This window comes from Nocardiopsis trehalosi NBRC 14201, from assembly GCF_001552555.1.
In the GTDB taxonomy this organism is placed as follows: domain Bacteria; phylum Actinomycetota; class Actinomycetes; order Streptosporangiales; family Streptosporangiaceae; genus Nocardiopsis_B; species Nocardiopsis_B trehalosi.
On sequence record NZ_BCRK01000012.1, the window covers coordinates 30,933 to 43,901 of the forward strand.

Annotated in this window: 9 protein-coding genes; 1 reads left to right on the forward strand and 8 read right to left on the reverse strand. The window is 75.3% G+C overall.

The window, feature by feature from the left end; translation table 11 throughout:
- Positions 1 to 318: 318 nt before the first annotated feature.
- The 3 genes from NT8_RS03905 to NT8_RS03915 all read right to left on the reverse strand — a co-directional run bounded on the left by NT8_RS03905 (position 319) and on the right by NT8_RS03915 (position 5,019).
- Positions 319 to 1,299 (reverse strand): sporulation protein, encoded by a 981-nt coding sequence (locus NT8_RS03905; RefSeq protein WP_067964330.1) that lies wholly within the window; start codon positions 1,297 to 1,299, stop codon positions 319 to 321.
- Between the two features lie 370 nt (positions 1,300 to 1,669).
- The gene (locus tag NT8_RS03910; RefSeq protein ID WP_067964331.1) at positions 1,670 to 2,548 is read right to left on the reverse strand and encodes a LacI family DNA-binding transcriptional regulator; all 879 of its coding nucleotides are present in this window, start codon (positions 2,546 to 2,548) and stop codon (positions 1,670 to 1,672) included.
- Entirely contained in the window at positions 2,545 to 5,019 is a 2,475-nt protein-coding gene (locus NT8_RS03915; protein ID WP_067964333.1) for a glycoside hydrolase family 2 protein, read from the reverse strand. The genes NT8_RS03910 and NT8_RS03915 overlap by 4 nt, the downstream gene beginning before the upstream one ends.
- Positions 5,020 to 5,171: 152 nt before the next feature.
- On the opposite strand from NT8_RS03915, the gene NT8_RS03920 reads away from it, so the two are divergent.
- Positions 5,172 to 7,373, forward strand: a complete 2,202-nt coding sequence (locus NT8_RS03920) for an alpha-galactosidase (protein ID WP_067964335.1) — start codon at positions 5,172 to 5,174, stop codon at positions 7,371 to 7,373.
- Between the two features lie 52 nt (positions 7,374 to 7,425).
- On the opposite strand, the gene NT8_RS03925 is transcribed toward NT8_RS03920, so the two are convergent.
- The 5 genes from NT8_RS03925 to NT8_RS03945 are packed head-to-tail and all read right to left on the reverse strand — an operon-like array spanning position 7,426 to position 12,925.
- Positions 7,426 to 8,337: an ABC transporter ATP-binding protein gene (locus NT8_RS03925; protein WP_067964337.1), complete on the reverse strand. Its 912-nt coding sequence runs from the start codon at positions 8,335 to 8,337 to the stop codon at positions 7,426 to 7,428.
- The gene (locus tag NT8_RS29745; RefSeq protein WP_067964340.1) at positions 8,324 to 9,250 is read right to left on the reverse strand and encodes an ABC transporter ATP-binding protein; all 927 of its coding nucleotides are present in this window, start codon (positions 9,248 to 9,250) and stop codon (positions 8,324 to 8,326) included. Before NT8_RS29745 ends, NT8_RS03925 begins: the two co-directional genes overlap by 14 nt.
- Positions 9,247 to 10,224, reverse strand: a complete 978-nt coding sequence (locus tag NT8_RS29750) for an ABC transporter permease (RefSeq protein ID WP_067964342.1) — start codon at positions 10,222 to 10,224, stop codon at positions 9,247 to 9,249. The genes NT8_RS29745 and NT8_RS29750 overlap by 4 nt, the downstream gene beginning before the upstream one ends.
- A 14-nt stretch (positions 10,225 to 10,238) precedes the next feature.
- Positions 10,239 to 11,228 carry an ABC transporter permease gene (locus NT8_RS03940; RefSeq protein ID WP_067964344.1) on the reverse strand — a complete coding sequence of 330 codons (990 nt, stop codon included), beginning with the start codon at positions 11,226 to 11,228 and terminating at the stop codon, positions 10,239 to 10,241.
- A 5-nt stretch (positions 11,229 to 11,233) separates the two neighbouring features.
- Positions 11,234 to 12,925 carry an ABC transporter substrate-binding protein gene (locus tag NT8_RS03945; protein WP_084468627.1) on the reverse strand — a complete coding sequence of 564 codons (1,692 nt, stop codon included), beginning with the start codon at positions 12,923 to 12,925 and terminating at the stop codon, positions 11,234 to 11,236.
- Positions 12,926 to 12,969 lie beyond the last annotated feature (44 nt).

Consider the following 12,969-nt stretch of genomic DNA (forward strand, 5'->3'; position numbering starts at 1 on the left):
GGGTCCGGGGGACAACGTGATGGGGGCCGGGCGGATGAGATCCGCCCGGCCTATCCGGCTCGGTCCGGCCCGGCCCGATTTCGCTCGGCTCATTCGGGCCGGTCGGGTCCGGGGCGCGGCGGTGCGGGGGCGGGGTCCGGGCGGCCGGGGCCCCGCTGTGCGTGATCGCGGTGGGAACGCGCACGTCCCGGTGGGGCTCGCCGGAGGCCGACCCTCCACCGCGTGTCCGGACGGGGGAAGGACGACCGCGTCCCCGTGTCGACCGACGCGTGTCTCGCGCGCCATCGACGCGGCGCGGCGGACGCGGCCGCCCTCCGGTCACTCCTCCTCGGGCTCCTCCTCGCCGCCTTCGGTGAACTCGTCGACGACCTCGGCGGCGACATAGCCCGCCGCGAGGCCGCCCGCGACGCCCATGGCGACGCCCGCGGCGCCGGACATCATGCCGCCGCCCCCGTGGTGGTCGTCGTCGTGGTGTCCGTGGTAGCCCTGGTGCCCGTACGGCTCGTAGCCGCCCGCGCCGTGGACGGAGCGGTACCGGTCGAGCGCGGCGTCGATCCACGACGCCACCCGGCCGGTCCAGTCGCCGTCCTCGGTGTGCTCGACGCGGAACAGCCCGTAGGAGTCGCCCCCGCCGCCGAACAGGCCGCCCCGGCGGTCGAACTCCAGGATGACGTCCATGCCGTGCGGGTCGGCGACGAACGACACCTCGACCTCGCGCACCGCGTGCGCGTACTCGGGCGACGGGTGGAACTCGAACTCCTGGTACAGCGGGAACTCCTGGCGGGTCCCCCGCAGCCACCCGGTCTCGACGTCGGTGCCCTTGAGGACGAACCCCAGCCGCAGCAGCGCCTCCAGCACGGCGTCCTGCGCGGGCAGCGGGTGGACGTGGACGGGGTCGAGGTCGCCCTTGTCGGGCGCCATGCCGATGACCACGTCGGTGCGCAGCCCGAGCACCGCGCCGGGCAGCGGGCCGCGGCCGGCGTCGGTGAGCGGCGCCTGCCAGGGCACCGGGTAGCGGAACGGCAGCGAGGTGCGCTCGCCGGCGGCCAGCACCAGCGGGCCGGAGACCGGCAGGCGGGCGAACTCGGCGCCGACGGCCTGCTCGCCCTCCGCGCCCTCCACCTCGACCCGCGACGCCAGCGCGACGGCGACCTCGTCGATGCGGGCGTCGGCGTCGCCGCCGAGGAGTTCGACGTGCCCCTCCAGCAGCGCGCCGGGCCGGGTGTCCGGCGCGACCAGGACCGTGTCGACCTTCGGTCCGCCGACGCCGAAGGCCGCGAGAAATCGTTTGAAGCCCATCCTGTCCTTCCCAGGGGCGGTGGATATGTGCGGCGTCAGGGCGTCCCGCCACGGCGGCGGAACGCGTGCCGCACCTGCGCAACGGAGCGCCGCCCGGCCGGGTTCCGCGCCGCCGGTTCGGGGCGCTGCGGACGGCCCTGAGGGGCGGACCGAAACCGGGGGAGGGCGCGGCGGGGCGCGTCCGACGGGTCGGGGGGCGTAGGGCCGTCCGTGTTCAGCCGGTGTGTGGGAGGCCGGGGCGGTCGTCCCGTTCCGTGTCGGCCGCGTCGCCCGCCGGGCCATTCCGCCGCGTCGCCGGCCACCGCTGCGCGTCGCCCTTTCGGCGGCGTGGGGGGCGGTGCTCCGCGACGCGGCGGGGCGGCGGGGGTGGTCAGGGGAGGCTGGGGACCGGGCTGGGGGCGGTGCTGCCGCGGGGGACGAAGCGGGCGGCGGGCGACCAGCGCTCGGCCACGGGGCCGCCGTCGATGAGTTCGATGAGGGACTCCGCCACCGACACCCCGTACTGGTGGACGTCGACGCTCATGGTGGTCAGCGCGGGGGACGCCAGCCGGCACAGGGTGGAGTCGTCCCAGGCGACCAGGCTGACCCGGTCGGGGACGGCCACCCCCAGGTCGGCCGCCGCGCCGAGCCCGGCCACGGCCATGACGTCGTTGTCGTAGAGGATCGCGGTGGGCGGTTCGGCCCGGCCGAGGAGTTCGGCGGTGAGCCGCGCCCCCGCCTCGTGCGAGTAGTCGCCCTCGACCACGACCGGGGCGGGCGCCCCCGCTTCGCGGCACCCGGCGACCAGCGCGGCGGTGCGGGCGCGGGTGTGCAGCAGGTCGGCGGGGCCGCTGACGCGGGCGATCCGCCGGTGCCCGAGGTCGAGCAGGTGGTCGAGCGCGTCGCGCACGGGCGCGGCGTCGTCGGTCTGCACGGCGGGCGCCGCCGGGTCGGGGGGCCAGGTCCCGACGAGCACGGACGGCAGCCCCAGGTCGCGCAGCACGGCCGGGCGGCGGTCGCCGGCGGTCAGGTTGACGACCGCGATCGCCTCGACCATGCGGCGCTCGGCCCACCGGCGGTAGGTGGCGATCTCGGCGTCGTGGGTGGCGACGACGTGCAGCAGCATCGACATGTCGCGTTCGGCCAGGCACTCCTCGATGCCGGCGATGAACTCCATGAAGAAGGGTTCTGCGGCGAGCAGCCGGGCGGGCCGGGCGAGGACCAGCCCGACCACCCCCGAGCCCGCGGAGCCGTGTGCGGACGCGCTCATGTGCGGTCGGTCACCACCGTTGCGATCAGGTCGTTGGCGGAACGGAGCACCGGGGCGGCGGTGAGCTCCGCGGGGTCGATGTCGAGTGCGGTGCGGACGGTGAAGGCGCGGGTCTCGCCTGGGAGCAGGGTGACGAGCATGTCGTCGACCTCGGCGTCGTAGGCCACCCGGTCGGCGAGCAGGGCGACGTCGCGGGCGAAGGAGTCGGCGCGCACCTCGACCCGGTAGCCGCCGGCCACGCGTTCGGCGGTGGCGGTGAGGGCGGGTTCGTAGGCGACGTGGCGGTCCTCGGCGAACAGGTGGACGGCGCGTGCGCCCCCGGCGGTGGCCACGAGCACCTCCCTGTTCGCATCCGCGGGCGTGAGCAGCGACGGGGCCGGTTCGAGCAGGGCGGCGGACCGCGGCGGCACGTCCAGGTCGAGTGTAGCGGCGTCCAGGACGGCGCCCGCGAGCGTGCGCCGCTCCAGGGCCGCGGTGCCGGACCAGGGTTCGGGGGAGTCGTTGACGGCGACGAGGACGGTGCGGCCGCCGCGCGGCTGGAAGGTGAGCAGGCGCGGGGCGTAGGCGCGGCGCAGCGCGTACCACAGGGGTTTGCGCCGCCCGTCGCCGTCGACGGCGGCCCAGGAGGTCACCGGCCAGCAGTCGTTGAGCTGCCACACCACCGCTCCGGCGGTCCGCGGCCACCAGGAGCGGAAGTGCTCGACGCCGAACGCCACGGCGCGGGCCTGGTTGAGCTGGGTGGCCCAGTGCCAGTCGGTGAAGGACTCCGGCACGGGCAGGTGCGGGGCGAGGCCGCGGTGGAGCTTGCCGTTGCCGTCCTCGGCCTTCTGGTGCAGCAGGAACCCGGGGGAGTCCGGGGTGAGCGGGTCGTCGTGGATCCAGTCGGTGAGGGTGGCCCAGGTGGGCGGCCCCTGGAAGCCGAACTCCGAGCAGAACCTCGGGACGTGGTCGCGGTAGGCGGTGTAGTCGAGCCGGTTCCACACCTCCCACTCGTGGCGGGTGCCGTGGTCGGCGTCGTTGGGGTGCACCTCGTCCAGCCCGAACCCGGGGCTGTAGGGGCTGCCCGCGCAGTAGAACCGGGTGGGGTCGAGTTCGGCGACGACGCGCGGCAGCAGGTCGGTGGCGTAGGAGAGCCCCCAGGTGCGGCCGGCCAGCTCCTCGCGCCACCCCCAGTCGCAGAACCCCCACAGGTTCTCGTTGCCGCCGTTCCACAGCGCCAGCGAGGCGTGCGAGGCGAGCCGGGCGACGTTCTCGCGCGCCTCGGCCTCGATCTCGCCGCGCAGCGGCTCGTCCTCGGCGTAGGCGGCGCAGGCGAACGGGAAGTCCTGCCAGACCAGGACGCCGCGCTCGTCGCACACGTCGTAGAAGTCCTCGGACTCGTAGACGCCGCCGCCCCACACCCGCAGCAGGTTCATGTTCGCGTCCACGGCCTGGCCGACGCGCCGGGCGACGCGGTCGCGGGTGACGCGGGTGAGGAAGTGGTCGTCGGGGATCCAGTTGGCGCCCTTGGCGAACACCGGGGTGCCGTTGACGACGATGGTGAACGGGGTGCCGATGTCGTCGGGGGCGGTGTCGACGGTGATCGTGCGGAACCCGATCCGGCGGGCCGCCGCGTCCAGTCCGCCGTCGGGCCCGGCGAGGGCGACGGCGAGGTCGTAGAGCGGCTGGTCGCCGTAGCCGGCCGGCCACCACAGGCGGGCGTCGGGGACCTCCACGGTGAGGACGGCGGAGGTGGCGCCCGGTGCGACCTCGGTGTGCGCCGCGTGCCCGCCGACCTCGGCGGTCAGCCGCAGGGCGGGCCCGCCGGGCGCGGCGCGCTCGATGTCGGCGTGCACCTCGACCCGGCCGGTGCCGTCGGCGCCGACGGTCACCAGTGGGCGCACCCCGGCCAGGCGGGCGGTGCGCCAGCGCTCCAGCCGGACGGGCTTGTACACGCCCGCCGTCTGCAGGTCGGGCCCCCAGTCCCAGCCGAAGCTGCACGCCATCTTGCGGACGGCGTTGAACGGGTGGCCGTAGGCGCGCGGCCGGGCGCCGAGGGCCTGCTCGACCTCCTCCGCGTAGTCCAGGGCGGGGCGGAGGACGACGGTCAGCTCCTCGCCGCCGCCGCGCAGGGCGGGGCGGGCGTCGAACCGGTAGGAGCGGTGCATGTTGGCGGTGGTGCCGAGAAGCCGCCCGTTGAGGTGGACCGCGGCGACGGTGTCGAGCCCGTCGAAGGCGAGGTCGACGCGCTCGTCCGCCTCGGGCGGGGGAGCGTCGAAGGCGAGGGTGTAGGTCCAGGTGGCGCGGTGCGTCCAGGTGAGCCGCTCCTCGGCCCGGTCGAGGTAGGGGTCGGGGATGAGTCCGGCCCGCAGCAGGTCGAGGTGGGCGCTGCCGGGGACCTCGGCGGGCACGGGGCGCCCCGCGATGTGGGCGGGGGCGCCGTCGGCGGCGGTCGTCAGCCGCCAGCCGTCGTGCAGGGTCTGACGGATCATCCGATCCTCCTGGGTCGGGGGGTGCCCCGTGCGGTGCGGCGGTCGGGGCGCTGGTGTGCCGGGAACGCGAGCGGTATCGTTCAGGATTCTTACGCCAGTGAACAAAGTAAGTCAACCGACGCGTACGTCCTGCACAGCGAGGAGCCCCCACTGTGGCACCGGCCGTCTCCCCACCCCCGCCCGACACCGTCCACCTGCGCGCCGCCGGAACCGGGCTGGTGCTCGACCTGTCCGGCGGCACCCTGCCGCGGGTGCTCCACTGGGGGGCCGACCTCGGCCCGCTCGACCCCCGCGCGGCCGCCGACCTGCGGCTCGCCCGCAGCCCCCAGCCCATCGGGTACTCCGTCGACGGACCGGTGGAGGTGGCGGTGCTCCCCGAGCAGTCGGCGGGCTGGCTCGGCACCCCCGGCCTGGCCGGCAACCGCGGCGGCACCGCCTTCTCCCCGGCCTTCCGCGTGACCGCGGTCGACACCGACGTCCCGGCCGACCCGGCCGCCCCCGACGGCGGCGCGGGCGGCCGGGTGGCCGTCCGCGCCGAGGACCCCGACGCGGGGCTCGCCCTGGACATCGAGGTCGAGATGTGCCCGGCCGGCCTGGTCCGCGTGCGCGCCCGCGTCACCAACCTCGGCACCACCCCGTTCACCGTCGACGCCCTCCAGCCCACCCTGCCGGTCCCGCCCGAGGCCGTCGAACTCCTCGACTTCACCGGCCGCCACCTGCGCGAGCGCAGCCCGCAGCGCACCGCCTTCACCCACGGGCTGCGCGTCCGCGAGAACCGCACCGGGCGCACCGGGTTCGACTCCGCGTTCCTGCTCGCCGCCGGCACCGCCGGGTTCGGCGCCCGCTCCGGCGAGGTCTGGGCGGTGCACACGGCCTGGTCCGGCAACTCCCGCACCTTCGCCGAACGCACCTACCACGCCGTGTCCCTGCTCGGCGGCGGCGAACTCCTGCTCTCCGGCGAGGTCGAACTGGGGCCCGGCGACGCCTACGCCTCCCCCTGGCTCTACGCCGCCCACGGCACCGGCCTCGACCGGGTGTCCGCCCGGTTCCACACCCACCTGCGCGCCCGCCCGCACCACCCCGCCCGCCCCCGCCCGGTCGTCGCCAACACCTGGGAGGCGGTCTACTTCGACCACGACCTCGACCGGCTGCGCGCCCTCGCCGACGCCGCCGCCGCGGTCGGCGCCGAGCGGTTCGTGCTGGACGACGGGTGGTTCGGCGGCCGCCGCGACGACCGGCGCGCCCTCGGCGACTGGTACGTCTCCGACGAGGCGTGGCCCGACGGCCTGGCCCCGCTCACCGACCACGTCACCGCGCTCGGCATGGAGTTCGGCCTGTGGGTGGAGCCGGAGATGGTCAACGAGGACTCCGAGCTGGCCCGCGCCCACCCCGAGTGGATCATGGCGCCCGCGCCCGGCCGGCTGCCCGGCCGCGCCCGCTCCCAGCAGGTCCTCGACCTCGCCGACCCCGGCGCGTTCGCCCACCTCCTGGACCGCCTCGACGCCCTCCTCACCGCGCACCCCATCGCCTACCTCAAGTGGGACCACAACCGCGACCTGGTCGAGGCCGGGCACCGGCGCACCGGGCGGGCCGGCGTCCACGGCCAGACCCTCGCCGCCTACCGGCTGATGGACGAACTGCGCCGCCGCCACCCCGGGCTGGAGATCGAGTCGTGCTCCTCCGGCGGCGGCCGGGTCGACCTGGAGGTCCTGCAGCGCACCGACCGGGTGTGGACCTCCGACTGCATCGACGCCCTGGAGCGCCGGCAGATCCAGCGGTGGACCTCCGCCCTCATCCCCCTGGAGCTGATGGCCGCGCACGTCGGCGCCCCGACCGCGCACACCACCGACCGCCGCCACGAACTGGACTTCCGGGCCGGCACCGCGCTGTTCGGCCACTTCGGCATCGAATGGGACCTGACCCGCGCCACCCCCGCCGAACGCGACCGGCTCGCCGCCTGGGTGGCGCTCTACAAGGAACTGCGCGGCCTGCTGCACACCGGGACGGCCGTGCACGCCGACCACCCCGACCCCGCCTACCGGGTGCACGGGGTCGTGGCCGCCGACGGGGCCGAGGCGGTCTACGCGATCGCCGCCGTGGCGACCTCGGCGAACTACCCCACCGGCCCCGTGCGGCTGCCCGGCCTCGACCCCGACGCCGTCTACCACGTGGTGCCCCAGCCGCCCGCCGACACCTGCGACGGCAACGCCGCCCGCTGGGGCGTCCCCCTGCCGTGGTGGACCCCCCAGGGGGTCCGCCTGCCCGGCCGGGTGCTCGCCACCGCGGGGCTCCAGGCGCCGGTGCTGTTCCCCGAACGCCTGGTCCTGCTGCGCGCGCGGCGGACCACCGGGTGACGCGGGCGCGGCCGGGGCGCGCCGCGCGGCGCGCCCCGGCCGCGGTCGCCGGTCAGCCGTCCGGGACGCCCGCCGGAGCGGGCGCGGGCGTCCCGTCGGGCCCGGTCCAGCGGCCCGCCCGGTGGTCGTAGGACAGCCCCCCGGCGTCCAGGGCGCCGCCGTCGGCGGCCGGCGCCGCCCGGGGCCGGCCGCGCGCCTCCGGGTCGGGGGCGGCCGCCGCGAGCAGCCGGGTGTAGGGGTGGCGCGGGGAGAGGATGACGTCGTCGGCGGGGCCGCGCTCCACCACCCGGCCGCCGCGCATCACCAGGACGTCGTCGGAGAAGTGCCGCGCCGTCGCCAGGTCGTGGGTGATGTAGAGGACCGCCAGGCCGTCCTCGCGCTGCAGCCGCGCCAGCAGGTTGAGCACCCCCAGCCGGATGGACACGTCCAGCATCGACACCGGCTCGTCGGCCACCACCACCCGCGCCCCCGGGGCGAGCGCGCGGGCGATCGCCACCCGCTGCCGCTGCCCGCCCGACAGCTCGTGCGGGCGCCGCCCGGCCAGGTCGGGCGGCAGGTTCACCCGCTCCAGCAGCCGCGCCGCGGCGCCCCGGGCGTCCGCGCGGCCCGCCGCCCGGCCGTGCAGCAGCAGCGGGCGCACCAGGTGGTGCTCCACGGTGTGGAACGGGTTGAGGGACGCGAACGGGTCCTGGAACACCATCTGCACGTGGTCGCGGTAGGCCCGGCCGGACACCGGCCGGCCGTCGGGCCCGGTGGCGGTGACCGTCCCCGCGGTGGGCCGCTCCAGGCGGGCGATCATCCGGGCGACGGTCGACTTGCCCGACCCCGACGCGCCCACCAGGGCGACGGTCCGCCCGGGCACCAGGGTGAACGACACGCGGTCGACCGCGCGCAGCGTGGTCCGGCGCAGCCCGGAGCGGTGCGGGAAGTCCTTCACCAGGTCGCGGACCTCAAGCGTGGTCATCGTGGCCTCCCGGGGCGGGGTCGGCGGACGGGTCGGCGGGGGCGCCCGAGCGCACGAACGCGCCCCGGTCGCCGGTCAGGCTGGGGAAGGAGCCCAGCAGGCGGCGCGTGTAGGCGTGGGCCGGCCGCCGGTACACCTCTTCGGCGGCGGCGTACTCCACGACCTCGCCGTCGAGCATGACCGCGATGCGGTCGCTCAGCTCCAGCAGCAGCGGCAGGTCGTGGGTGATGAGGACGACGGCGTAACCCATCTCGTCGCGCAGCCGCAGCACCTCGTCGAGGATGCCGCGCTGCACGACCACGTCGAGCGCTGTGGTGGGCTCGTCCATGAGGACGACCTGCGGCTCCAGCAGCAGCGCCATCGCGATCATCACCCGCTGGCGCATCCCGCCGGAGAACTCGTGCGGGAAGCCGTCCATCCGCGCCGGGTCGACCCCGACCAGCTCCAGCACCTCCGCGCAGCGGGCGCGGCGGGCGCGCCGCCGCATCCGCGGCTCATGGGTGGTGAGCACGTCCTCCAGCTGGGCCCGGACGGAGATCACCGGGTTGAGGGCGTTCATCGCCCCCTGGAAGACCATGGACAGCTTGGCCCACCGGAACCGGCGCAGCTCCTCGCGGTCCAGGGCGAGCAGGTCGATGTCGGTGCCGTCGCGGTCGTGGAAGGTGACCGCGCCCGACACCACCTCGGCGGGCGGGCGGTGCAGCCGGTTGACCGCGTAGGCCAGGGTGGTCTTGCCGCACCCGGACTCCCCGGCCAGGCCGAGGATCTCGCCGCGGTGCAGGGTGAGCGACACGTCGCGGACGGCGCGCACCTCCGGTTCCACCCGGTACACCACGTTGAGCCGGTCGACGGTGAGGACGGGGGAGCCCGCGGCCGGTCCGCCGCCGGGCCGGGGCCGGGTATCGGTGCTCATGCGGCGGCGCTCCTCGCTCGGCGGCGCGCGGCGCGGCGCGGGGCCGCGACGCGCAGCCGCGGGTCGATGATCTCGTCGATGCTGAAGTTGATGAGGGACAGGCCGCAGCCGAACAGCGCGATCAGCAGGCCCGGCGGGACGAACCACCACCACGCGCCCTGCTGCAGCGCGAACCCGTTCTGCGCGTAGAACAGCATGGTGCCGAGGGTGGCGGAGTCGGAGGCGCCCAGCCCGAGGAAGGACAGCCCGGCCTCGGTCAGGATGGCGGCGATGACGGCGTAGACGAACTGCGACGCCAGCACCGGCAGCAGGTTGGGCAGGATCTCCACGCCCACGATGCGCCACGGCCGCTCCCCGGCCACGCGCGCCGCGGCGACGTAGTCGCGGGTGCGCAGCGACAGGGTCTGGGCGCGCAGCACGCGGGCCGACGCCGCCCACCCGGTGGCGGCGAGGACGAGGGCGATCGTCCACCAGCCCCGCTGCTCGGCGGGCACGATGGCGGACACCACGATCACCAGCGGCAGGCTCGGGATGACCAGCATGACGTTGGCGGCCAGCGACGACAGCTCGTCGACCACCCCGCCCAGGTAGCCGCCGAGGATGCCGAACAGCCCCGACAGCAGGGTGGCGAGGACCCCCACGAGCAGGCCGATGCGGACCGACCCCCGGGTGGCGTGGGCGAGCTGGGCGAACACGTCCTGGCCGGTCTCGGTGGTACCCAGCAGGTAGCCGCCGCCGGGCGGGGTCAGGCCGCGGTCGTCGATCGCGCTCGGGTCGCCGACCAGGAACGGGCCGATCACCCCGAACAGGGTGACGGCGGCCACCAGGAGCAGGCCGACGCCCAGGCGCGGGGTCCAGCGCGGCAGCAGCGACCGGGCGCCGCCGCGCGGGCGGCCGCCGGGGGCGGCGGCCGGGGCGTCCTCGGGGACGGGGACGTCGCCGGTCGCCTGGGTGAGCGGGCTGAGGTTGGTCATGGGTGCGGCTCCTCTCAGTCGCGCGCCCGCGTGCGGGGGTCGATGACGCCGTACAGCAGGTCGACGAGCAGGTTGGCGCCCAGCACCGCGACCGTGATGACCAGGAAGATCCCCTGCATCAGGGCGTAGTCGTTGTACTGGACCGCCATCAGCAGCCGGGACCCGATGCCGGGGTAGGAGAACACCTGCTCGGTGACGATGGAGCCGGAGACCACGAACCCCAGCGACACCGCGAACCCGGCGAAGGACGGCAGCACCGCGTTGCGCGCCGCGTAGCGCACCATGACGCGCGAGCCGCGCAGGCCCTTGGCCTCGGCGGTGGTGACGTGGTCGTCGGAGACCGTCGACACCATCATGTTGCGCATCCCCAGCAGCCACCCGCCGACCGAGGAGAGCACGATCGTCAGCGCCGGCAGGGTCCCGTGGTAGACCGCCGACACGATGAAGTCGGCGTTCCAGCCGGGGATGAGCGCCACGTCGTAGCCGCCCAGCAGCGGGAACCAGCGCAGGGTGGAGGCCAGCAGCGCCGCGAGCAGCAGGGCCAGCCAGAAGTAGGGCACCGCCGCCAGGGCGGTGGTGGCGGGCACGAGCGCGTCGACCCAGGTGCCGCGCCGCCAGCCGGCCAGCGCCCCCAGGCCCACGCCCAGGGCGAAGGAGATCACCGTCGACAGGCCCACCAGGACGACCGTCCACGGCAGGGACTGGGCGATGACCTCCGACACCGGTGTGGGGAACACGCTCACCGAGATCCCCAGGTCGCCGCGGGCGAGGTTGCCCAGGTAGGCGGTGTACTGGTTCCACAGCGGCTCGTCGGAGCCGGTGCCCAGCATGAGTTCGAAGGCGCGCCGGGTGGCCGGGTCGACGTTGCCGCCCCGCTGGGCCAGCCGCGCCATCAGGGTGTCCACCGGGTTGCCGGGCAGCAGCCGGGGGAGCAGGAAGTTCAGGGTCACCGCCGCCCACAGGGCGACCAGGTAGAACCCGAGCTTGCGGACGTAGTACCTCACCGCGCTCACTCGCCGCCGGCGGGGGTCAGGTTGAGGTAGATCTGCGACTGGTCGGGGCGGCCCCACACGGCCGGATAGGCGTAGGTGTCCTCCTCGGTGGGCCAGCCGGTGAACTTCTCGGTGTTGAACTCGCTGGTGGTCCCGCCGGTCAGCACCGGGATGTAGGGCATGTCCTCTTCGAGGGCGGTCTGGATGGTGTCGAAGTGCGGCTGCCGCGCCTCGGTGTCCTCCGGCGGGATGCCGCGCAGCGCCTCGATCGCGGCGTCCACCTCGGGGTCGCTGTACCGGGCGTAGTTGGGGTTGGCGGTCTCGCCGACGGGGGCGGTGGTGCCGGTGTCGAAGAAGTAGGAGTAGACGAAGAACGGCTCGGGCGAGGCCCCCTGGTGCAGCGAGTCGAAGAGCAGGTCGAACTCGCCCTGGGCGCGGGCGTCGCCCCACTCGTTGTAGGAGACCCCCTGCGCGGACAGGTCGATGCCGGCCTCGGCGAGCTGTTCCGAGAGGGTGTTGATGGCGGTCACGTAGTCGGTCCAGCCGGAGGGCACGGTGACGGTCAGGGCCAGCCGCTCGCCGTCCTTGGCGAACACGCCGTCGTCGCCGCGCTCCCACCCGGCGCCCTCCAGTTCGCGCACCGCCGCGTCGACGTCGGGCTCCATGGGGGCGGTGGCGTGCTCCAGCTCGTCGGAGATGATGGCGGCGTCCCGCTCGGGCAGGGCGAACCCGGGGGAGATCCCGCTCGCGGTGCCCTCGAAGGCGAGCGCGTCGAGCTGGTCGCGGTCCATGGCGTGGTAGATCGCGCGGCGGACGGCGGGGTCGGTCTGCGGGCCGTCGCAGCCGAGGTCGGTGCTGGAGCAGGTGAACAGGGCCATCTGGTTCATCGGGACGGTGATGGCGCTGTACCCCGGGTGGTTCTCCTCGAAGTTCTCCAGGTCGGGCACCGGGCCGGTGACCCAGTCGACCTGGCCGGCGCCGAGCGCGTCCACCCCGGACTGGTTGCCCGACAGGGCGATGTAGCGGATGTTCTTCAGCGCCGGCTCCCCGCCGTAGTAGTCGGGGTTGGCGGTGAGCGTGAACGCCTGCGGCTGGAAGTCCTGGAGCCGGTAGGGGCCGGTGCCGACGGGCTCGTCGACGCGGTCGGTGACGGGGTCCTCGATGCCGGACCAGATGTGCTCGGGCACGATCCAGGTCTTGCCGAGGAGCTGGGGGGCGTCCATGTAGGCCGGCTCGTCGAAGGTGACCCGCACGGTGGTGGCGTCGACCGCCTCGGCCTCGCCCGCGTAGCCGCCCTGGTTGATCGCGGGGGTGGCGGCGACCAGGTCGAAGGTGTAGGCGACGTCCTCGGCGGTGAAGGGTTCGCCGTCGGTCCACACGGCGTCGTCGCGGACGGTGATGGTCAGCTCGGTGCCGTCGTCGTTCCAGGAGTAGTCGGTGCCGAGGCGGGGGGTGGGGTCGCCGGGCTCCACCAGGTTGTAGACGAACAGCGGCTCGAAGATCGTGCCGGGGCCCTCGTTGGTGGTGGGCGCGTAGGGGTTGAAGTTGCGCTGGTAGTCACCGTTCTGCCCGGTGTAGGCGATGAGGGTGTCGGCGGCCGAGCCGCCCCCGCCCCCGCCGCCCCCGCTGCATCCCGCCGCGGCGAGGACGACCGCGACCGCTCCGACCAGCGCGACCCGCGCGCGTCGGTGGACTCCGTGCGACGCCATCTGCGTTCCTTCCCGTGAGGAGCGGCGCCGGCACCGCCGTCGCC